The sequence below is a fragment of the Collinsella sp. TM05-37 genome, assembly GCF_003436455.1.
Classification (GTDB): domain Bacteria; phylum Actinomycetota; class Coriobacteriia; order Coriobacteriales; family Coriobacteriaceae; genus Collinsella.
Genome location: NZ_QSPN01000011.1, coordinates 44,114 through 65,716, shown reverse-complemented (window position 1 = coordinate 65,716; position 21,603 = coordinate 44,114). Strand labels below are relative to the sequence as shown.

General features: G+C 63.2%; 16 protein-coding genes and 1 riboswitch. Of the genes, 10 read left to right on the top strand and 6 right to left on the bottom strand.

Features of this window, described 5'->3' with window-relative positions; all coding sequences use genetic code 11:
* The first annotated feature begins 47 nt into the window (after nucleotides 1–47).
* Complete coding sequence (locus tag DXD48_RS06990) at nucleotides 48–1,202, top strand: sensor histidine kinase (RefSeq protein WP_158548951.1); 1,155 nt, start codon at nucleotides 48–50, stop codon at nucleotides 1,200–1,202.
* An 18-nt stretch (nucleotides 1,203–1,220) separates the two neighbouring features.
* On the opposite strand, the gene DXD48_RS06985 is transcribed toward DXD48_RS06990, so the two are convergent.
* The gene (locus tag DXD48_RS06985; protein ID WP_117564541.1) at nucleotides 1,221–1,796 is read right to left on the bottom strand and encodes a hypothetical protein; all 576 of its coding nucleotides are present in this window, start codon (nucleotides 1,794–1,796) and stop codon (nucleotides 1,221–1,223) included.
* A 136-nt stretch (nucleotides 1,797–1,932) separates the two neighbouring features.
* On the opposite strand from DXD48_RS06985, the gene trxA reads away from it, so the two are divergent.
* The 7 genes from trxA to hypE all read left to right on the top strand — a co-directional run bounded on the left by trxA (nucleotide 1,933) and on the right by hypE (nucleotide 8,318).
* Nucleotides 1,933–2,253, top strand: a complete 321-nt coding sequence (gene trxA / locus DXD48_RS06980; protein WP_117564566.1) for a thioredoxin — start codon at nucleotides 1,933–1,935, stop codon at nucleotides 2,251–2,253.
* A gap of 221 nt (nucleotides 2,254–2,474) precedes the next feature.
* Nucleotides 2,475–2,723, top strand: a complete 249-nt coding sequence (locus tag DXD48_RS06975) for a hypothetical protein (protein ID WP_117564540.1) — start codon at nucleotides 2,475–2,477, stop codon at nucleotides 2,721–2,723.
* Between the two features lies 1 nt (nucleotide 2,724).
* Nucleotides 2,725–3,219 carry a nickel-responsive transcriptional regulator NikR gene (nikR, locus tag DXD48_RS06970; protein ID WP_233502350.1) on the top strand — a complete coding sequence of 165 codons (495 nt, stop codon included), beginning with the start codon at nucleotides 2,725–2,727 and terminating at the stop codon, nucleotides 3,217–3,219.
* Between the two features lie 58 nt (nucleotides 3,220–3,277).
* On the top strand, nucleotides 3,278–5,716 hold the full coding sequence (gene hypF, locus DXD48_RS06965; RefSeq protein WP_117564539.1) for a carbamoyltransferase HypF: 2,439 nt from the start codon (nucleotides 3,278–3,280) through the stop codon (nucleotides 5,714–5,716).
* 146 nt (nucleotides 5,717–5,862) lie between these two features.
* Entirely contained in the window at nucleotides 5,863–6,123 is a 261-nt protein-coding gene (locus DXD48_RS06960; RefSeq protein ID WP_117564538.1) for a HypC/HybG/HupF family hydrogenase formation chaperone, read from the top strand.
* Nucleotides 6,123–7,235 carry a hydrogenase formation protein HypD gene (gene hypD / locus DXD48_RS06955; RefSeq protein WP_117564537.1) on the top strand — a complete coding sequence of 371 codons (1,113 nt, stop codon included), beginning with the start codon at nucleotides 6,123–6,125 and terminating at the stop codon, nucleotides 7,233–7,235. Before DXD48_RS06960 ends, hypD begins: the two co-directional genes overlap by 1 nt.
* A 48-nt stretch (nucleotides 7,236–7,283) precedes the next feature.
* On the top strand, nucleotides 7,284–8,318 hold the full coding sequence (gene hypE / locus DXD48_RS06950) for a hydrogenase expression/formation protein HypE (RefSeq protein WP_117564536.1): 1,035 nt from the start codon (nucleotides 7,284–7,286) through the stop codon (nucleotides 8,316–8,318).
* Nucleotides 8,319–8,499: 181 nt separating this feature from the next.
* On the opposite strand, the gene DXD48_RS06945 is transcribed toward hypE, so the two are convergent.
* Entirely contained in the window at nucleotides 8,500–13,044 is a 4,545-nt protein-coding gene (locus tag DXD48_RS06945) for an FIVAR domain-containing protein (protein ID WP_117564535.1), read from the bottom strand.
* A gap of 167 nt (nucleotides 13,045–13,211) precedes the next feature.
* Nucleotides 13,212–13,339: riboswitch (cobalamin riboswitch) on the bottom strand.
* A 261-nt stretch (nucleotides 13,340–13,600) separates the two neighbouring features.
* On the opposite strand from DXD48_RS06945, the gene DXD48_RS06940 reads away from it, so the two are divergent.
* Nucleotides 13,601–14,266 carry an HAD family hydrolase gene (locus DXD48_RS06940; protein ID WP_199407918.1) on the top strand — a complete coding sequence of 222 codons (666 nt, stop codon included), beginning with the start codon at nucleotides 13,601–13,603 and terminating at the stop codon, nucleotides 14,264–14,266.
* A gap of 258 nt (nucleotides 14,267–14,524) precedes the next feature.
* Here the strand turns inward: DXD48_RS06940 and DXD48_RS06935 are convergent, their stop codons facing one another.
* The 4 genes from DXD48_RS06935 to DXD48_RS10020 form a co-directional block, all read right to left on the bottom strand.
* On the bottom strand, nucleotides 14,525–15,082 hold the full coding sequence (locus tag DXD48_RS06935; protein WP_117564533.1) for a hypothetical protein: 558 nt from the start codon (nucleotides 15,080–15,082) through the stop codon (nucleotides 14,525–14,527).
* A 235-nt stretch (nucleotides 15,083–15,317) separates the two neighbouring features.
* Nucleotides 15,318–15,854: a PTS glucose transporter subunit IIA gene (locus tag DXD48_RS06930; protein WP_055310775.1), complete on the bottom strand. Its 537-nt coding sequence runs from the start codon at nucleotides 15,852–15,854 to the stop codon at nucleotides 15,318–15,320.
* Between the two features lie 139 nt (nucleotides 15,855–15,993).
* Nucleotides 15,994–17,433: a glycoside hydrolase family 1 protein gene (locus tag DXD48_RS06925; RefSeq protein ID WP_117564532.1), complete on the bottom strand. Its 1,440-nt coding sequence runs from the start codon at nucleotides 17,431–17,433 to the stop codon at nucleotides 15,994–15,996.
* A gap of 248 nt (nucleotides 17,434–17,681) precedes the next feature.
* The gene (locus DXD48_RS10020) at nucleotides 17,682–18,683 is read right to left on the bottom strand and encodes an AraC family transcriptional regulator (RefSeq protein WP_158548950.1); all 1,002 of its coding nucleotides are present in this window, start codon (nucleotides 18,681–18,683) and stop codon (nucleotides 17,682–17,684) included.
* 124 nt (nucleotides 18,684–18,807) lie between these two features.
* Between DXD48_RS10020 and DXD48_RS06905 the strand changes: the two genes are divergently transcribed.
* Entirely contained in the window at nucleotides 18,808–21,423 is a 2,616-nt protein-coding gene (locus tag DXD48_RS06905; RefSeq protein ID WP_158548949.1) for a glycosyl hydrolase, read from the top strand.
* Nucleotides 21,424–21,603 lie beyond the last annotated feature (180 nt).

Here is a 21,603-nt window from a genome sequence, read left to right as displayed (position 1 = left end):
GATCTGCACGGCATCGTCCGGGTGTTTTCGGCATACGGTGGAAGCTGGTGGGGGTCGGCGCCGTAACCGGATGCGCATTCGGCCTCGCCAATGCCGTCGGCGGCGAGCTTTTCGCCCGACAGGCCTATCCACTCGTCGTGTATCTGCCGCTTGTCGTCTACCTGTGCGTACGCTATCGCCTGAGTCCGCTGCTCGCCATCCTGGGCGTTACCAGTGCCTACCTGAGCTGCCAGTTTAGCAACTGGATGGGCATCGCCGCATTCGCTGCCACCGATTCGCAAATCGCATATTACGCGGCGCGCATCATCACGACGCTCGGCGTCTTTGCGATCTTGCTGCATTGGGCCAGAGACATCGGTCCGCGCCTGGCGGCCAAAAGCCCCACCGAGTTGGAGATTCTGCTCATCCTGCCGCTCGTCTACTACATCTTCGACTACGCCACCAACGTCTATACCACGCTCTTCCACTCGGGCTCGGTAGTAACCGTTGAGTTTTTGGCGTTCGCCCTCTGCGCGTTCTACCTTATGTTTCTTGCCGTCTACCTTCGCGAATACGAGGCAAAGGAAATCGCCGAGCGCGAGCGCTGGATGCTCGCGACCCGCGACAGCGCGGCCATCAAAGAGCTCGAAGCCTGGCGCCAGTCCGGACGCGAGCTCTCGGTTCTCCGTCACGACATGCGCCACTACCTGCGCGGTCTAGCGGCCCTGATCGAAGAGGGTCACACCGATGAGGCACTCGAGCGCATCGACGCGCTCTGCGAGACCAACGACCGCACCGCCGTGCGCCGCTACTGCGCCAACGAAACGGTCAACATTGCGCTCTCGTCGCTTTCCGCGGACATCAACGCGCACGGCATCACCGCCGACCTGCACGCCGCCGTGCCCGAAACCGTCCACGTGGGCGATGTCGATCTATTCAGTGTGGTATCGAACGCCCTGGACAATGCCATCGCCGCGGCGAGCGCCGCCCCCGAAGGCAAGCGGTTTGTCGACCTGGACCTTCGCTACGAAGACGGTCAGCTTCTATTGCTGGTTTCCAACACGTTTGGCCGTGCGCCGCACATGGTCGACGGCATGCCCGTGGCTCAGCACACTGGGCACGGCTTTGGCACCAAGAGCATTATGCTTGCCGTCGAGCGCATGAACGGCAACTGCCAGTTCCGCATTAACGGCGACCGGTTTGAGCTGCGCGCCGTGATGTAGGGGCTGCCGCCAACCTCGCTACAGCGGTGCAGCCGCCGGGGTCAGCTGCTTAATGTAGGCCCACATGCGCTGCTTGGCGGCCTTGTCGGTGAGCGCCGCCTCAAAACCGTCGAGCGCCAGCACGCGGCGCCCCTGCACATGGGCGACCAGGCCGGGCTTGAGCATGGCGGTGTCAAAGTCATCAATTGCCACAAGCATATCGGCATAGGTCTCGCGCATGACATCGGCCGCACTGTTGTCCAGCAGCAGCACCGCCTCGGGGTCCAAGGTCTCCAGCGCCTCGCGGAACAGGTCGCACGTCAGGGCCTCGCCCGCCGCGACCGCTCCGTCGCCCGCGCCGGCGACGCTTGCCAGCACACAAAAATCCTCGGGGGCATATCCGATGGCACCGAGCGCCTTGCGCAACGCGGCGCCATCCGCGCCGGCGGCCAGCTCGCCGCCCGAGCACTCGGCTTCATCCAAATCGCCTTTGACCAGCACAATCGGCGAGCACGCGTTGCCCGCGATACGCACACCGCGATCTGCAAGCGACGCGAGCTCCTGCTCGGTCGCCTGAGCGATGGCTTCTTTTTTCTGGCTTTGTGACGTGGGCATGCGCTCTCCAATCGTTTGCGTGCCCACCATTATATAAAAGAGCCGCCCGCGAGTGGTTGCTTTGCGGGCCGCTGGGTATAAGCACGGTCGTACTGAGTTTTACGCGGCCGAGCCGCGTCGTATTATGGAGGTCACCATGGCTGACATTAAGCAGATTACCCCCGAGAACTTCGGCGCTGTCGTCAACGATAGCCTGCCCGTACTGGTTGATTTTTGGGCCCCGTGGTGCGGCCCCTGCCGCTCGCTCTCGCCCATCGTAGACGAGGTTGCCGACGAGCTGGCCGGCAAGTTGGCTGTGGCCAAGTGCAACGTCGACGACAACCAGGACCTGGCCATGAAGTATGGCGTCATGAGCATCCCCACGCTGATTGTGTTTAAGAACGGCGAGGAGATCGACCGCTCGGTCGGCGCTCTGCCCAAGGCGAGGCTGCAGGCGCTGCTGGAGAAGCATCTGTAATACGCTTGTTACTTACCCGCCGTCCATGAGCGGTTTTGTACCGCTCGCCGGACTGCCGGGTGCGGCGCGTGCGACCACGGATAGTATGGTAGTCACAAACAGCCCCCAGTGAACGGGTGCGAGTCGCACAGACTCGCACCCGTTTTCTTATGCAGTGGCGCGCAGAGCGGGCGTAGTAAAATCTGAACCGCCGGATTACCGCCTACACAAGGAGATTTCCCATGCATGATGTTGGAATGAACATGAGCCAGCTTGCCATGAGCGTCAAGCAGGTCGACGACACCATTGAGCTCGCTCACGAGTGGAGCCATCAGCTGCTGCACGCGACCGAGAACTTTGACATGGAGCGCATTGGCGCCAAGCTCGAGGCCGCCATGTCTGCGCTGCACGAGGCGCACGATGCGCTCGAGGGCTACGAGGAGGCCATCGAGGCAGATCACAACTCCGTCGGCTCTGTGAAACTGGTGTAACGTGGCCGAGCACGAGCACACGCACGATCACGGTGTGGACGACGATGCGAGCTGCCGCTGCAGCGGCTCCAGCTCCGAGCTGGTCCGCTTTTCGGTCACCGCGCCCGACGACCTGCTGCGCCGCTTTGACGAGCAGATCGCGCGCCGCGGTGACGTGGCCAACCGATCCGAGGCCGTACGCGATCTGATTCGCGCCTCGATCGCTAAGCAGCAGATGCGCACGCCCGACGAGCAGGTCATCGGTTCGCTCACCATGATCTATGACCACCATACCGGCGATCTGACGCGCCGTCTGGACGAGGTGCAGCACGACTACACCGACGAGATCGTCTCGACCATGCACGTGCATCTGGACCACCACAACTGCCTGGAGATTCTGGCGCTCAAGGGTCGCGGCGAGCGTGTCTACGAGCTGGCCGACCGGTTGCTGGGGCTGCGCGGCGTTAAGCACGGCGAGCTCACGTGCGCCGCCACCAAGCAGAGCCTGGGGCTGTAGCGGGATTTCCCACAGCGCACCTGCCATAAAGGGACAGGTTTCAACGAAGGAAGGTCGCATGCGGCATGTGCATATTCATGTAACGGGCATTGTGCAGGGCGTTGGCATGCGGCCATTTGTGTATCGCGAGGCTATGGCGCATGGCATTTGCGGCTGGGTGCTCAACGCGGGCGATGGCGTGCACATCGAGGCGCATGCTTCAGTCGAGGCACTCGACGGCTTTGTCGCCGCGCTGTCGGAGCACGCGCCTGCCGCGGCCCGCGTTGAGCATGTCGCTGTTGCAGACCTGGAGCCCGACGCTTGGGATGCCGACGATGAGCAGGTCTTTCGTATTGTAGCGTCGCAGGATCAGACCGTGCACACGACGCTCATCTCTCCCGATATCGCCACCTGTGACGACTGCCTGCACGAACTGTTCGACCCCACCGACCGACGCTATCACTACCCCTTTATCAACTGCACCAACTGTGGGCCGCGCTTTACCATCATCCGATCGCTGCCTTATGACCGAGCGGCCACGTCGATGGATTGCTTTCCTATGTGCCCCGAGTGCGCCGCAGAGTATGGCGACCCGCTTGACCGGCGCTTTCATGCGCAGCCCGATGCCTGCTATGACTGCGGGCCACATATTACCTGGCGCGAGGCGGCGGGCGACATGGGGCTCGAGGGCTCGGGGGCGATGCCGGCCGTCGGCAGCACGCGCGAAACCAGCGATGCCATTATTGACCGCTGTGTCGAGCTGCTGGCCAGCGGCGGTATTGTCGCCATCAAGGGGCTGGGCGGATTCCATATGGCCTGCAACGCCGCCAATGAGCAGGCGGTGGTCGAGCTGCGCCGTCGCAAGCGCCGCAGCAACAAGCCGCTTGCCGTTATGGTGCGCAGCCTTGCCGATACTGAACGCCTGTGCCATGTCGATGATGCCGAGCGCGACTTACTGGCCGGCAGCATCCGCCCCATTGTGCTGCTGCGCCGCCGTGTTGTTGGCGAGGGAGATTCCCCCGACGGCCTTACACTCGCGCCATCCGTCGCGCACGATCTACCCGAGCTCGGCGTCATGCTCCCCTATACACCGCTTCAGCATCTGCTGCTTGCAGCTGCCTCGTCGCATGGCATGCACGCGCTGGTCATGACCAGCGGAAACCTGAGCGAGGAACCTATCGAGACCGACGATGCCCTTGCATGGGAACATCTTGTTGCCGCCGGCATCGCCGACGCGCTACTTGGCAACGACCGTGCGATTCTCTCACGCTACGACGACTCCGTGGTACGTGTGGTCGACGGCACCGTCATGCCTGTGCGTCGCGCACGCGGATATGCGCCGCAACCGTTGTCGCTGCCGGCGCTCGACGGCACTGCACCCTGCGTGCTCGCCTGCGGGCCGCAGCAAAAAGCCACGATCGCGCTCACGCGCGAGGACGCCGACGGCCATGTGGCCTGTTTTGTGTCGCAGCATATCGGCGATGTCGAAAACGGCGCGACCTTCGATGCCTGGAGCGCCGCCCGCGCACGTCTAGAAAACCTCTTTGACCTGACGCCTGCCGCCCTGGCATGCGACATGCATCCCAGCTATCTGTCGAGCCAGTGGGCGCGTGAGCGGGCACGGGAGCACAGTCTGCCGCTAATCGAAATCCAACATCATCATGCGCACATCGCGAGCGTAATGGCAGAGGCGATTGTCGCTGGCCGGCTTGCGCCCGATGCGCGCGTCCTCGGTATTGCCTTCGATGGTACGGGTGCCGGCACCGACGGCACCATATGGGGCGGTGAGTTTCTTATCGCCGGCCTTGCCGATTTTGAACGCGCCGCGCACCTGCGCACCTGGGCGCTGCCAGGCGGAGCCACATCCGTGCGCGATGCCCGGCGCAATGCCTTTGCCCTGCTGAGCGAGCTCGGCCTGCTCGAGCATCCGGGTGCCGCGGGGCTATTGGGCACCCTCGACGAGCAAACACGCAGCGTGACAGCCACCATGATCGAGCGCGGCATCAACAGCCCGCGTACCAGCAGCATGGGGCGTCTCTTTGATGCCGCGGCAGCGATTCTGGGCATCTGCGGCAAGGCAACCTACGAGGGCGAACCCGCCATAGAACTCGAAGCCGCCGCCTGGCGCGCGCTCGGCGGTAAGACCGTTCGTCTCGACGACAATCACACAGGCGTATTCACGTCTGCCGACGACTCCCCCATCTTGGACCCCCAACCGCTCATCGAAGCTCTTCTGAATGGAATCGAGGCAGGCGCGCCGGCCGACAGGCTCGCCCTCGGGTTTCACATCGCCATTACGCACGCTACGACCCACATCGCACGCGAAATCTGCGCGCGCGAAGGCATCGATACCGTCGCGCTCTCGGGCGGTGTGTTCATGAACCGGCTTTTGCTTCAGCTCCTTACCCACGAACTCAAAGACGCCGGTCTTGCCGTCTTGGTCCCCCACGCTGTACCCGCCAACGACGGCTGCATCGCCTACGGTCAGGCCGCCATCGCTCGCGCTCGCCTCGCGTAGACGGCGTTGCGATAGGCTGTTTTGCCAGCCTGCGCGCCGCCGTCTCACAGGTGTAACGCGTTTGCTCGTGACTCCCGCGAGCGCTACCATCAACTGATGGGTAATTAGGCGCCTGTCCAGCGCAAAACGTATAAAAGGGGAACATTATGTGCCTTGCCGTTCCCGGTAAAGTGGTCAAACGCGACGACGACCTTAAGGCGACCGTCGACATGATGGGCATCGAGCGCCCCATTTCGCTGCGCCTCGTGCCGACGGCACAGGTAGGCGACTATATTCTCGTGCACGCCGGCTTTGGCATTCAGATTGTCGACGAGCAGGAAGCCCAAGAGACACTCGAGCTCGTCAATACCATGACCGAGCTGGCCGAAGAGGACCAACTCGCCACCAACCCGGCCGAGGCATACTAGTGGCGGCGGCGCAGCCGGTTCGCTCCGGTATCGACTTTTCGGCATTTCGCGACCCCAAGCTGGCCCGCGAGCTCATCGATCGTATTCATGAGCTTGTCGGCAACCGCAGCATCAACCTTATGGAAGTCTGCGGTACGCATACCGTGAGCATTGGCCGCTATGGCTTTCATTCCATTATGCCGACGGGGCTCAAACTGCTAAGCGGCCCGGGGTGCCCCGTTTGCGTCACCGCCAACCGCGACATCGATCACGCAATCGCGCTTTCCAACATGGACGGCGCCATCATCACCACCTTTGGCGACATGATGCGCGTGCCCGGATCGTCCACCTCGCTTGCCGCGCAAAAGGCGGCGGGGCGCGACATCCGCATCGTCTATTCTCCGCTCGACGCACTCGACATTGCCGAGCAAAATCCCGAACGCCCGGTCATCTTTATGGGCGTCGGCTTTGAGACCACAACGCCCACCATTGCCGCCGCCATCCTAGAGGCCGACGCGCGCGAGCTCCAGAACTTCTCGGTCTACTGTGCTCACAAGACCACGCCGCCGGCTCTGCGTGCGATCTCCAACGACCCCGAAACGACCATCGACGGCTTTATCCTGCCTGGTCACGTCGCTACCATCACGGGCCTGGCACCCTTTAGGTTTTTGGTCGATGAGTTCGAGACCCCCGGCGTAGTCACCGGGTTTGAGCCGGTCGATATCTTGCAGGGCATCTGCATGCTGGTCCAGATGGTTGTCGAGCACAGGCCCGCAATCGACAACGCCTACCGCCGTGGCGTCAATGCAGACGGCAATCCCGTAGCGCGCCAGCTGGTCGAGCAGGTGTTTGAGCCGTGCGACACCACGTGGCGCGGACTGGGACCGATTGCGGCTTCGGGTCTTTCCATCCGACCCGAATTCGCGCGCTTTGATGCCGGCGCCCGCTTTGATGTGCCCGTTGAGGCGACGGTCGAGCCACGCGGGTGCCGCTGCGGCGACGTGCTGCGCGGAGCCATCACGCCGAGCGACTGCCCGCTGTTCGGCCACGCATGTACGCCCGAACACTCCGTCGGCCCCTGCATGGTGAGCTCCGAAGGCAGCTGCGCGGCGTACTTTAGATACCGCGACTAGCCCGGACGCCCCCACGTACCGGCACCACCCACGATTGGAGTTTTCGATATGTCCCGTAATGCCACCGATAGCACTGTCCTGCTGGGCCACGGCTCCGGCGGCCAGATGATGAAGCGCATTATCGATGAGGTCTTTCTGGATGCCTTTGGGTCGCCCGAGCTGCTCGCGGGCAACGATGCCGGCGTCGCTGCGCTGCCCGCAAGCGGGCGAATCGCCATGTCGACCGACAGCTTTGTGGTAACGCCGCAGTTCTTCCCCGGCGGCAATATCGGCCGCCTCGCCGTATGTGGAACCGTCAACGACGTCGCGACCTCGGGCGCCAACGTGCGCTACCTCTCATGCGGCTTTATCCTCGAAGAGGGCTATCCCATGGACAAGCTCCGCCAGATCGTTCAGACCATGGCCGAAACGGCACATGAGGCAGGCGTGAAGATTATCACCGGCGACACCAAGGTGGTCGAGCGTGGAGGTGCCGACGGCGTCTACATCAATACCGCCGGCGTGGGCGAAGTGCCCGCGGGCGTAGCGCTCAGCGGTGCAAACTGTCGGCCCGGCGATGTCATCCTGGTGTCGGGTACGCTAGGCGACCACGGCATCGCCATCATGAGCCAGCGCGAGGGCTTGGCGTTTTCGAGCAACATCGAAAGCGACGCCGCACCGCTCAATCATCTGATTGCCGACGTGCTCGCCGCCGCCCCCGACACCCGCTGCTTCCGCGACCCCACGCGCGGCGGCCTGGCATCCACGCTCAACGAGTTTGCCCAGGCCAGCGGCGTTGCCATGGAGATCGACGAGGATGCCGTGCCCGTGCGCCCCGACGTGCAGGCCGCCTGCGAGATGCTCGGTTACGATGTGCTGCAGGTGGCAAACGAGGGCAAGATGGTTGCCGTGGTGCCGGCCGAGCAGGCCGATGCCGCACTGACGGCCATGCGCGCCGCGCGCTACGGCGAAAACGCCGCGATTATCGGTCGCGCGCTGCCGCTTGCCGAGGGCGCCCGTCCCGCCGTGCGCGTACGCACCGGCTGGGGATCGACCCGCATCCTCGACATGCTCGTAGGAGAACAGCTGCCGAGAATTTGCTAGCGGCTGCTCTGCAAGCTGCTCAGCATCCGGCCACAATCGGCCCGCCCATTTTCACTGGGACGTTGGCCCACTCAAACTGCGAGGAGATGGAAGGGCCCTCCTGCCGAGCTGATCGGTAGGAGGGCCCTTCGCTTTGCAAGACCATACTCCTTGCAGTATTTACCTGGTAGGCAGAGGCTCGCTACGCCGCGCGGCGTTTGGTGTAGACAAACCAGCCGCCGACGGCCCCGATACCGACGATGCCCACGGCAACGCCAGCGATAGCAAAGCCGTTTGGACCCGCGTCCGCAGCCTTGTTGGCGGCGCCGGCGCTCAACGCGGCGGTCTTGCCGGACGTACCCGACTTTTTGCCGCTCTTGTCTGTCTTACCGGCGACGGAAGACTCCGTCAAATCCTTCTTGCCGGATTCAGCCTCGTCCTTGGAATCGCCAGCTGCCTTGGCGCCCTCGCGCGAGGAAGCACCGGCCATCTTGGCGGCCACAGGAGCCATTACGCCCGCAAAACCGCCGGTCCCGTTGCCGGCACCGCCGTCCGACCCGGCACCCGGCGTCAGGACGCCCGGCGCCACCGTGGGCTTCTGCGGGTCCTTGCTGCTCGAGCCCTTGCCCGCCGTCACGGCCGTCTTCCAGGCAATCGTCTCTCCCGAGGAGACACGATATGTCGTGAGCGCGCGGAGCGCCTGCTCGGTCGCCATGGCGTTGGCCGCGCCGCCCTTGCTGTGCGCATAGCCGTTGCCGCCGTCCACGCGGTACAGGTCCAGCGCGCAGACCACGTTGGTCACAGCATTTGCAAACCCGTTGACGGGGTTGGCCGGGTCTCGGTCGAGCGAAAGCAGCGCGAGGATCACCTGGGCATTGGCCTCGGCAGAACCAAAGTCGCAGGTGCCCGCATTCATCTTGCCCTTGAGGTAGGAGAGGCCATTCTCGATGGCAGCATCGACCTTGGTGTCAACCGCGTAAGGCGCCACGGCCTGGATCGCCATAGCCGTCAGGTCCACGTCGCCCAGGCGCGTACCCTCCACAGCCGCGTCGCTGCCGAGGAGCTCACAGACGGCATCCACGAGACTCGCGCACGTCCAGGTGGAGCCGGCGGGCGCATCCGAGCCGCTCGCATTGAGCGCCATCAGCGCGAAGATCTTCTCGTTGGCGCGCGCCATATCGGTGCGGCTGCAGATGAGCTCGACCAGGTTGACGCCGTCATAGTTGGTGATGTCCTTGCCTATGGCGGAGAGAGCCAGCGCCACACGCTCGGTCTCGGTCAGAGCGCAGGTCGCACTCCCCCACTCGGCCTTGTGCTCGGCCAGCGAGGCATGGTAGTTGTCGAGCAGCTTGGAATCGATCTTGCGGCCCGCCTTGGCAAAGTCGTAGATCTCCCACTCGTCGCCGTACTGGAAGGCGTCGGAGCTGCGGCGCGCGTCGATGAACGCAGCGGCAGCGTCGATGCCCGCCGAGGCGGACTCACTCGTGGCGGGGCTCGCGGCCACACCGGCCACGGTGATGGTAAGCGTCACGGGCTCGGCGGGGGCAGTCGTGTCCACCGGCGTACCCGTCGCGACCACCGTGCCGGCCGAAAGCGCCGTCACCGTGTAGTCGCTCGAGGCCACGTACAGGCCGTCGTCGGGAGCGCCGTCGACGTGCTTCCAAGCGCCCTTCTCGTTGCGGTCGATGCTCACGATCCCCGAGGCGTCCTTGCCGTCGAGCGTCTTGAACGTCCAGGTGAGGCCGGGTTCGGTCACGCTCCAGCCGTCCGCGTCGTTCTTGCCGGTAAAGGCCAGGTCGAGCTTTTGCGCCGAGCCGGCCTTGAGGTAGAGGCTGTCCGTGCCGGCCGTCACGCTCGCAAGCGGATTTTGGTAAGCATAAGTCACGTCGCACGACGCGCTGATGACCTTGCCATCGGCGTCCGTGTCGGGCAGCGTCGCGGTAAACGTGGTGGTGCCAGCCTTGTACGCCGTGTAGCCGATCTCGCCCGCGGTGGTGTAGGCCGCCACGGCAGGATCGCTGCTCGTCACGGTAAAGTTGTCGCGGTTGGTGGCGTTGTCGGGCGCCACCACCGGGCGTGCGTGATCGGTCAAAAACGCGCCGCGCTCGGAGAGTGGGCTGCGGCCCTGCAGGTAGACGGTGGCGCCGTCCTCGTTATAGCCCATCGAGATGGACGTGGCGGCCACGGCTTCGGACGTCAGCGTCACGCTCTTGGAGCCGGCGCCCGCAGATGCGGCGTCGCGCGGGGTAACGGTAATCGTGGCACTGCCGGCATGCTTGAAGTAAAAGCAGGCCGAGTAGTCGTTGCTGTAGATGGTCGTAGGATCGCTCGAGGCAAAGTGGAAGCGGCTGAACGAGACGGGCACGTACTCGCCCTTATCGGCATCGACGTAATGCACGCGAATCTCGAGGTTGCGCACCTCGGAGCCCTGGACGGTAGCCGTACCATCGGTCACGTTGCTCACGGTGCCGTCGGAGGCACGATACCACAGCTCAAAGTCGTCGAACTGCTTGGCTTTGGCCTTGATCTTGATGGTAGCCACGGTCTGCTCGGAGCCATCGGCCTTGCGCTCGGTGGCGGTCACCGTGCCGGTAGCGTTGTCGTAGACGTAGAGCTCTCCCGTGGACTCGTTGATGCCGATGTTGCCGCGGTTGGCGTCATCGGTGCCCCAGGTGATGGTGCTCGTGGCCGGGACGCCCTTAAGTGCAAAGACGCCAAGTTTGCGGTAGGCGTCCACAGCATCAGGCGAAACCTCGAGCATATGGCCGGCAACCGTCTGGCTGGTGCCGTCGTTGGCCGTGAAGCTCACGGTGTAGGCGTCGGCGGGCGTGGTGTCCTCGGGCGCCTGGTAGCTGTTGCCCGAGCCAAAGACCGGCGTGCCATTTTTATCGATACCCCAGCTGCTGCCGTTGGCGCCGCAGTTGGCGTTGATAAGATCGGCGAAGGCATCGGTGGCCATGTCGGCGGGGTCGACGGCATAGGAGTTGACGAATGCCGAGGCGGGAGCGTCCATCTTGTTGGTGAGGAATGCGCCCCAGTAGGTGTTGACGAGCTGGCCCGCGCTATAGGTCGCGAACAGCGCGCCCGCTGTGCCCTCGGAGGTCGACACGCAGTTGGACACGATGCCGCCGTCGAGCGTACGCGCAAAGCCCGCAACGCCCTTGCCGGTCACACTCGTGGAGCAGTTGAGCACGGCACCCTGAACCTTGTTGCCCAGGGGGCCGAACGCCTTACCGTCCGTCGCCTGCTTGAGTTCACCGGAAAACGAGATGTTCTGCACCACGCCCGTGGAGGCAACGCCGTCCATGAGCGACTTCACGCCGCCACCGTTGGCGAAGGTGATGGTGTGGCCCTGGCCGTCGAGCGTGCCCGCGAGCATGCCCATGGGGGCAAAGAACCAGCTGTCATCGATGGTGATGTCGTTGTCGAGAACGTAGTAGGCGTCGGCGTCGGCGGGCTTGAACTTGTTTTCGAGGTCGCTCTGCGAGCTCAGGCGCACTACGTTCTGCGGCCGAGCCACGGGCTCGGTGGGCTTGGGCTTCTCGAGTGCGGCAATGGCATCGGTGAGCGCCTTGGTTGCGCCGTTGACCTCGACCTGTGCGGCATCGTCGTTGGCGTAGACGTCCTGGGCGCTCACAAGGGCCTCGGCGAGCTTCGACCAGCTCTCGGCCGTGTAGTCGCCCTCGACCCTGGCGCTGGCATCGTCAATCGCAGCCTTAAGGGCATCCTTGTTCACGACGACCGCAGCACCGCCCGAGACCAGCACGGGCAAACCGCCCTGTGCAGACCAGCTAAAGCCGGTGGCAGGAGCATCGGTGTTGAGCTTATCGACCGAGGCCTGGGTCTTGAGGTCGTCGACAGAGATTTTGCTGCCGAAGGAAGAATCATTGCCAAAACCGCAAGCCTGGTCGCCCGCGGTGAAGAGGTTGTTGACCATAGCACCGGAGCTATACCGGCAAACGAGACCATGAGCGAAATAGCCCGACATCGATCCGGAAACGTAAGAGTTGATTACAGACCCACCGTTGAGCGTTCCCACCAGGCCACCGTAATCGGCCCAAGTGCCGCCATCGCTCAAAGTGACCGTCGACCAGCACATCTGCACGGTTCCCGAGCAATTGATCGCAAGGGCGCCCTCATAATCGCCCATGGTTGCCCGGCCCGTCACGCCCAGATTCTGCACCGTGCCAGTCACGCTCTTCGCAAGTGCCTTGCCGTTAAGCACGATGCTGTGGCCCTGGCCATCGAGCGTGCCGGCCACGGTCTCGATCTGCTGGTCGGCGCCAAGACTGATATCCGCCGTAAGCCTCACGACGGCCCCAGCCTCGATGGTGGTAGGCAGCTCGCCAGCAGAAGAGACCGTCATGGTCTCGCCGGCCTTGGCAACGCGCACGTCACGTGCCTGCTGAACATCGGCGTCGTCATCGTCGACGTTCACCGCAGCGGCGTTCTGCCCGTCCGCACTCAGCATGGCGGCAAGCCCCTCATCGGCAGACGGAGCAACGTCGGATCTTGCCTCGTCCGCCGACGCCTCGGCGCCTTCAGCACCCGTCTGCTCGTCCGCAGTGAAACTCGACTCGTCGGCATTCTCGGCAGTATCCGCCTGCTGCGAGGCCTGGGCCTGCGCCTGCACAGCGATCTCTGCCACGCCCTCGGCAAATGCCGACGTACCCGGCATCGACCAGACTAGCAGCACCGAGAAAGCAGCGGCCCCCAGGCGCTTGAGCATAATGTTGTTTCGCGTCACCCGTTCTCCTTCTTTCGCGAACCTGCAATAGAGCCATGGCGAAGAAGGCGGGACAGGCGATACCCCGGCAGCACAAAGGCGCACGTCAGCCACCCTATCGGCAGCAAAACACACGCTCAGCAGCACCCCTTGTAGACCGGAATCCAGCGGCAAACAGAAAGGCCCTCGGTTTCGAGAAGAGCGCGGGCAGGTAATCTGGCTCGCGGGCGCGCCCGCACACAGTAACCGCCTTGCTCGGGATTCTCACCCGATTCCCCTTTATGCGCTCGCGCGCACCCGTGCTCCGGCTTCTATTTTTTAACGGAGGAAGTGTACGTTACCGCAGGTAAATTGGTCAATGCACTACACAAAAACCGCCATATCCGAGCCATATGGCTCCCGGATAACCGCCTATAGGCAACCTCTATCGCCACCAGGCCGCTGACGAACCAAACCCACCCACAAGATTGAGCGGCCCGAATGCCCCCGCGGGACTTTTGACCCGCCCATTCCCGGCTGGGCGGCACGCGCTATTATGGTTGCCGTTTGCGTGAGCTATATAGATGGGAGCGTACCTATGGCAGCTTTTTCCACCGTGATCTTTGACCTTGACGGCACCATCCTCAACACGCTCGAGGACCTGGCGGCCGCCGGCAACCATACCTGCGAGACGCACGGCTGGCCTACGTTTGCCGTCGACGAGTACCGCTACAAGGTGGGAAACAGCATGCTCAAGCTGGTTGAGCGCTTTATGCCCGCCGAGTATGCGGGCGACGGCCGTATGTTTGAGCAGACGCTTACCGAGTTTAGGGCTTACTACGGCGAGCACAAGGAGGACCACACCGCCCCCTATGCCGACACGATCGAGATGCTCGACCGCTTGCGCGCCGCGGGTGTGCAGCTTGCCGTACTCACTAACAAGGACCACGTCTCGGCGGCTCCGCTTATCGAGAAATACTTTGGTTCCGAGCGCTTTGCGCTGGTGCAGGGCCGTGTCGATGCGTTTCCGCCCAAGCCCGAAGCGCCCGTCACGCTGCATGTGATGGAAGAGCTGGGTGCCGATCCGGCAACCACGCTCTATGTGGGCGATTCCAATGTCGATATCCTGACCGGCCACAACGCCGGCCTTAAGAGTGCGGGCGTCAGCTGGGGCTTCCGCGGCCGCGCAGAGCTGGAAGCCGCCGGCGCCGACTACGTGGTGGACACCCAGGCAGAGCTCACGGCGCTGGTACTGGGCGAGTAACCGCCCATCCCTCCCACGGGCAGCTAATGTGGGACGGAACTCTTTTAGCCGTCCCCCGCACCAAAGAAATGTCCCCCAACTGCCGGCAGAAAAGGAACGCCCCCAAGTGCAGCACCATGGCAACGTCGCAGGTAGAGGACGGACAGCGAGCGGGCACCAGAGCGAACAAATTGGCATGAAAAGAGGACGGCATAGACCTTCTGGTCATGCCGTCCTCTTTGAATGACAAGTTGTCGCTCTGGTGCCCGCGTAACCCCCCTAGTTCATCATCGCATTCATCATCTCGGTGGTTGCGGAATCGTCGGCAGACCACTCGCCATCGTCATTGCAGGAATACTTGAAGGTGACCTTGGTGTCCTTGGTCTTAGCAGCCTTGGTCACATCGACCATAACCTGACCGGCCATCTTGTACAGCTCGTCATCGGAAGGCATCGAATCGAGCGCGGCGACCTTCTCCTGATACTGGGTGGCAAAATCCTCAACGATCTGGTTCATGGACTTGCAGGTAATGGTGACCTCGGCAGTTGCGGTGCCCTTGTCCTCGTCGACCGTCACGTCACCGATCTTGTAGTCAAAACCCTCGAGATAGCTCTTGGCGTACTCCTTGGGATCGATACCCAGCTGCTCGAACTCGTCGCCCGAGGCCTCTTCCAGGCCGGCGAGGAAGTCGTCGCCGCCGTTCTTGACCTCGTCAAACTGCGTCGTAAGATCCTCGGTGATGAGCTCCTCAACCGAAGGACCTCCGCAGCCGGAAAGCACAACCACGCACGCGACCAGAACAGCCATCAGGGGCGCAAGCAGCAGCTTCTTCTTCATGACATTCCTCCCAACAAGCGGCACCGCGCTTCCCGACGCGGTGCGCGTCGTAACAATAAGGCCATATTAGCCGATAACGAACACCCCCGGCAAAGCAAAGGCGCAGTCGGCTCGATTTAACGTCCGAACGGTTTACCGGTCCGCCCAACGCGCAATAAAACGTTCCGCCGCATTGCAATAAAAAAGGGCGGCCGGATAACCCGACCACCCCAAAACACCCTTATGTTGCCGCAGACTACTTGCGGACGACCTTGACGATGGCATCGCCGGCGGCGACAGCGGAGTCAGCCTCGACGGCGAGCTCGACGTCGGCGAACTCGGCGGTGTTGGACACGGCCACCACGACGCAGTCCTTGTAGCCGGCAGCGGCGATCTTGGCGCGGTCGATCTTGAGCATGGGCTGGCCAGCCTTAACGACGTCGTCGGCCTTGACGAAGCCCTCGAAGCCGTCGCCGTTCATGTTGACGGTATCGACGCCAACGTGCACCAGAACCTCGATGCCGCTATCGGACTGCAGGCCCACGGCGTGACCCATGGTGACGGTCACCTTGCCGTCGCAGGGAGCGTAGACCAGATCGTCCTCGGGCCACACGGCGCAGCCCTTGCCCAGAACCTCGCCACCAAAGACGGGATCGGGCACGTCGGCCATCTTGATGACCTTGCCCTTGACGGGCGAGCACAGCACGTCGGCGCCGGCAGAAGCAGAGATGGAGGCCGGAGCAGCGGCAGCCGCGGGCTCAGCCTTCTTCTTGAACATGTCAAACAGACCCATACGTTTTCTCCTCTTGATCAAGCGCAACGTTATGCGCATGCCTATGGTGATTATAGTGCCAAATGGTTCAAATGCTAAGGTGGGGACTCGAATCGCGAGCCCGTACCAAGGCTTTCCCCGGTGGCACTCATCTTGTCAATTAAGCCAGGCCCTCGGTACCGTTGGACTTGATGATCTTCTGGTAGGCGAAGAAGCTGTCCTTGCGGCGGCGCTCGTAGGTGCCGGTGCCGTCATCGTACTTATCGACGCGGATAAAGCCGTAGCGCTTGCGCATCTCGCCGGTGCCGACGGAGACCAGGTCGATGGGACCCCACCAGGTATAGGCGATCAGGTCGACGCCGTCCTCGATGGCCTCGCCCATGGCTTTGACATGGCTCTGGAGGTAGGCGATGCGGTACGGGTCGTGGATGGAGCCGTCCTCCTCCACCTCGTCGTAGGCGCCCATGCCGTTCTCGACCACCATCAGCGGAATCTCGTAGCGGGCGTAGATCTCGTTGAGGGCGATGCGCAGGCCCGTCGGGTCAATCTGCCACCCCCAGTCGGTGCTCTCGAGGTAGGGGTTCTTGCCGCCAAAGGCCATATTGCCCTCGGTCATCTCGTGGTCCTTATGGGTGCCCACGGTGCCCGACATGTAGTAGCTAAAGGTGTAGAAGTCAACCTTGCCGTCGGCGATGTCCTGCAGGTCGCCGTCGGCGATGTTAAGCTCGATGCCGTTCTCGGCCCAGAAGCGCTTGGCGTAGAACGGGTACTTGCCGCGCACCTGCACGTCGGAGCAGTACCAGTTCATGGTGTTCATCTCCTGCTGGGTGGCAAGGACGTCGGCCGGGTCGCACGTGGCGGCATAGGACAGGATAAAGCAGTCCATGTTGCCCATCTTGAGCTTGGGGAAGTGCTCGTGCGCATAGCGGATGGCGCGACCGCTCGCCACAAACTGGTGGTGGAGGGCCTGGAAGCGCTGCTGCGGAGTGGTGTGGGCGCCGGAGGCCGGGCCCTCGTAGCCGCGAATCATGCTGGTCTCAAAGAGGTTGCCCAGGTCCAGGGTGCCACAGTTGATCTCGTTGAAGGTGAGCCAGTAGGTCACCTTGTCGTGATAGCGCTCGAGCACGGTCTGGGCATAGCGCTCAAAGAAGCCGATAAGCTCGCGGCTCTCCCAACCGTTGTACTTCTCGACCAGGGCATAGGGCATCTCGTAGTGGCTAAGCGTAACAAGCGGCTCGATGTTGTGTGCGCGCAGGCAGTCGAAGACGCGGTCGTAGAAGGCAAGGCCGGCCTCGTTGGGCTCGGCATCGTCACCGTTGGGGAAAATGCGGCTCCAGGAGATGGACATGCGGAACATGGTAAAGCCCATCTCGGCAAAGAGCGCGATGTCTTCCTCGTAGTGATGGTAGAAATCGATACCGTCGTGATTGGGGTAGAAGCGGTTGGGGTCGATGTCGAGCGTAATCTGACGCGGCTCCTTGTAGCTGCCGCCCAGGAAGTGGTCGTCTACGCTGGGGCCGCGGCCGTCAACGTTCCATGCGCCCTCAAACTGGTTTGCGGCCGTGGCGCCGCCCCAAAAGAATCCCTCGGGAAATCCCATATGTGCCTCCTCGCAGCGGGTTTTATGTGCTGAGCTGAGTATCGCGCGCGCCCGGGCGCCCAAGGCGCGGAGGCGGCGCATTGGACACTTCTTTTCGCCCCAGCGCGTCCGCCGGCTGACACTTTTTGATACCGAGGTCTAGACGAGGCAAAAATCGACCTGACGGCCACCCTCCAACCCGGGTGGATGAAACGAAACGACCTATTTAGATGTGGCATATCGATAGCTAAAAGCCCGCCCCGCCTTGCTCATCCACGGTATGTTGCCGGCGTGCAGCCGTAGGCGGTGCGGAACTTGCGATAGAAAAAGCTCATGTTCTCATAGCCAACGGCACGCGCCGCCGCCTCGGCCGTGGCACCCGTGCGCAAGAGCTCCGCGGCACGCGCGAGCCTGCGCTCCTGGACCAGCTGTCGGTAGGTCTTTCCCACATGCTGCTTGAGCAGCGCCGACGCGTAGTTAGGGCTCACATGAAAGCGTGCCGCCATCTCCTCGAGCGAGCAGGTGGCAAACGAGCGCTCGATGTAGCCGAGCATCCCTGCCACGAGCGAGGCCGCGCGCCCCGACTCATCGCGCCCCGCCGCCGCGCCGCGCACGAGCTCGTGCTCGTAGCAATCCATGAGCTCGGCCAACAGAAGCTGAAACAGGCGCAGAACGATCTCGGCGCTGTTGAGGCTCGGCTCGTAGCGTTCGCAGAGCATCTCCTGCATGTAGCGCCGCACGCGCCGGCTCTCCCCGCAGCGAAAGCGCACGTGCCCGCGATGGTCGGTCTCGCTGTTGAGCGCGTTGAACAAAAACCGCGAGACCGCGCTCTCGCGCGAGAGGCTCGCCTCGAGGCCGCGCTGCAAAAAGGTACGTGAAACGGTCATACTTAGCATGATGTCATCCTCGCCGAGCGCCGCCACCGCGTGCGGGCAGGCGGCATCGAGCAGCAGTACCTCGTTGCGTTCGAGCACGAGCTTCTCCCCCGCAACCGTCTGCGGACAGCGCCCCCGGTACACATAGCTGATCTCAACGTAGTCGTGCACATGCTCGGGTACCGCGTTAAAGCGCGAGTTTCTCCTGATCATCAGGCCAGCTGGCATTCCGGCCTGAGCATATTCCGCCCCCATCTGCCCGATCTTTCGCACCGACCGTCCATCGACCTCAACGCGCTCGGTCATGATCGACCAGTCAAAGGGAGCCTCGTCCCTATATCGCCTCTCGCTGGCGCTCAGCTCGCTCAGCCGGCGCTCGAGCTCCAAGATCTCCATGGCCCCACCAATCGTTGATTCGGTCATATTCTGTCGTGATTTGGATATTAGCACGCCATCGCCCGCACGCCAGAATGGAGTCATGCAACATACGCTGCCCACCATCGGCTTGCAAGGAGGATCCATGACCGCGTACTACCAGCAGGTGCTCAACGGTGCCTATGACAACCACGTGCTCCCGTTTTTGTGGATGAAGGGCGAGGACCAACAGACCATTGCCGAATATCTGGAGAAGATTGCCGGCGCCGATATCCACGAGGTCTGCCTCGAGAGCCGCCCGCATCCCGATTTTTGCGATGAGGGCTGGTGGCGCGACCTGCACTTTGTGATCGACACGTGCAAGCAGCTGGGCCTCAAAATCTGGATCTTAGACGATGCGCACTTTCCCACCGGATACGCCAACGGCGCCGTCAAGGAGGCGGCGCCCGAGCTCCGCAAGATCGTTCTCACCCACCGCACCATCGACGTGGTGGGCCCCACGCCGCAGGCGAGCATCGCGCTCACCAACATGTTCGACAAGACGGAGCGCTTCTATGGCGTAACGTTTATGCAGGAAGGGCGCACCGTCGAGGTCGAGCACCGCGTAATCGAGGACGAGCACGGCATGCCCTGCCGCTTGGTCTTTGACGCACCGGCCGGCACCACGCAGGCGTGCGTGATGTTCACGAGCGGCAAGACCTCCTACAACGAGGACTACATCAACATGGTCGACCGTGCCTCGGTGGCGCAGCTCATCGATGCCGTGTACAAGCCGCACTTTGCGCATCTGGGCGATGAGTTTGGCAAGACCATCCTGGGCTTTTTCTCCGATGAGCCCGGCTTTGCCAACGAGAAGGGCGTCACCGGCGCCAACGGCATCTCCGACACACTCATCGGTAAGGCCACCGCGCCCCTGCCCTGGTCGGCCGAGCTCGAGCGCCGCCTGCGTGCGGCGCTGGGCGAGCGCTACCTGGACGAGCTCCCGCACCTGTGGGATCGCAAGGACGCCGGCGCGCACGTGCGCCACGCGTACATGGACATTGCGAGCACGCTCTACAAGGAGTGCTTCTGCGACCAGCTCGGCGACTGGTGCCGCGCGCACGGCGTGCAGTATATCGGCCACGTGATCGAGGACAAGGATTGCCACGCGCGCCTGGGTGTGGGCGCCGGCCACTACTTCCGCGCCGTGGGCGGCCAGGACATGGCGGGCGTGGACATCGTGATCAACCAGCTCATCCCCGGCATGGACCGGGGGCTCCACTCCTACGGCCGCGGCGTGTGGGACCTGGAGTTCTACAACTACGTGCTGCCCAAGCTGGGCTCCTCGGCAGCGCATCTCGACCCCAAAAAGCAGGGCTGCTGCATGGCCGAGGTATTTGGCGCCTTTGGCTGGCATGAGGGCCTGCGCGAGATGAAGTGGATCGCCGACCACGTTATGGTGCGCGGCGTCAACTGGTTTGTGCCACACGCCTTTAGCATGGCCGCCTTCCCCGATTTCGACTGCCCGCCGCACTTTTACGCGCACGGTCAGAACCCCCAGTTTGCGCACTTTGGCAAGCTCATGAGCTACATGAACCGCACCTCGAGCCTGCTTTCGGGCGGGCGGGCCGCCACGCCGGTGGCGCTTCTGTACCACGCCGATGCCGAGTGGGCGGGCGAGGCCTCGTTTATGCAGCATGCCGCCGCCGAGCTCGTGCGCGCGCAGATCGATTTCGATATCGTGCCGGCCGAGTCGTTTGAAGATACCGAACGCTACTCCGTGGAGTTCGCCGCAGACAGCAGCGGCTTTAGCGTGAACGGCCAGGCGTACCGCTGTCTGGTGATGCCCGGCGCCGAATATGCCGGCGGGGCCGTACTCAACTTTGCCGCGCGCGCTGCGGCCGCAGGCGCTGGCGTATATGCCCTGGATAAGCTGCCGAGCAAGCGCTATGACGGCGAAGCTGCCAGCCGCGCGGGCTTTGCCCCCGTGGAGGCCAGCGAGCTTGCACGTGTGCGTGTTGTTGCCACTTCCGAGCTTGCGAGCGTGCTCGCCGCAGCCGGCATGCAGACCGTGTCGTGCACCGAGCCGCAGCCGTGGCTGCGCGCGCTTCGCTACGACCGCGCCGGCGAGAGCTACCTCATGCTGGTAAACGAGCATCCCAAGCAGGGCATTCACACGCATGTTGAGTTCGCAGACGGCGCGCCCGTGCACGGCGTGCGCCTCGATTTGCTCAACGGCAGCGCACCCGTCGCCTTTGACGGCACGCTTGAGCTCGCGCCCTACGAGAGCTGCATTGTGGTGCTCGGGGCCGAGGCGCCCGCTGCCGCCGAGCGCGGAAACTCCGATGCCGAGCGTGAGGTCATGCGCGTTGACGGCCCCTGGAACGTCTCCTTTGCCACGCCCGACGCCGATGCCACGCACCTGGTCTTTGACGAGGCCGTCGAGCTTGGCGACCTGCACGATCTTTCCTGCGCCGAATTCCCCGGCAAGGCAGGCACTTTCCGCTACCAGGCAAGCTTTGCCGTTGCTGAGAACCTCGCCGGCGCCGCGCTCGACCTGGGCGAGGTCTTTGAGACCGCCACGGTCGCACTTGACGGCGCGGATCTGGGCTGCCGCATCTGTCCGCCCTACCGCTTTGAGCTCGGCACCCTTGCCGCCGGTGAACATGCGCTCACAATCGATGTAATCAACACCCTCGACCACGCCATCCCCGACATCTTCGCCCTCACCGAACCCTCCGGACCCAGCGGCTTGCTCGGCCCCGTGCGCCTGCTTGGCTAACGGCATCGAAGCCCACTTCAATCAAGGCAAAATCCTTGGTTGAATCTAAGTCAGCGAGCGGGTTCCAAGTGCCCCAGGTTGCCACGAAGCAAGGCGGCATAGGGCTTTTGCCCATGCCGTCGAAGCTGAGCGGCAAGATGGGGTGCTTGGGGCCCGCGCAGCGTCAAGCGGTCCGCCGTT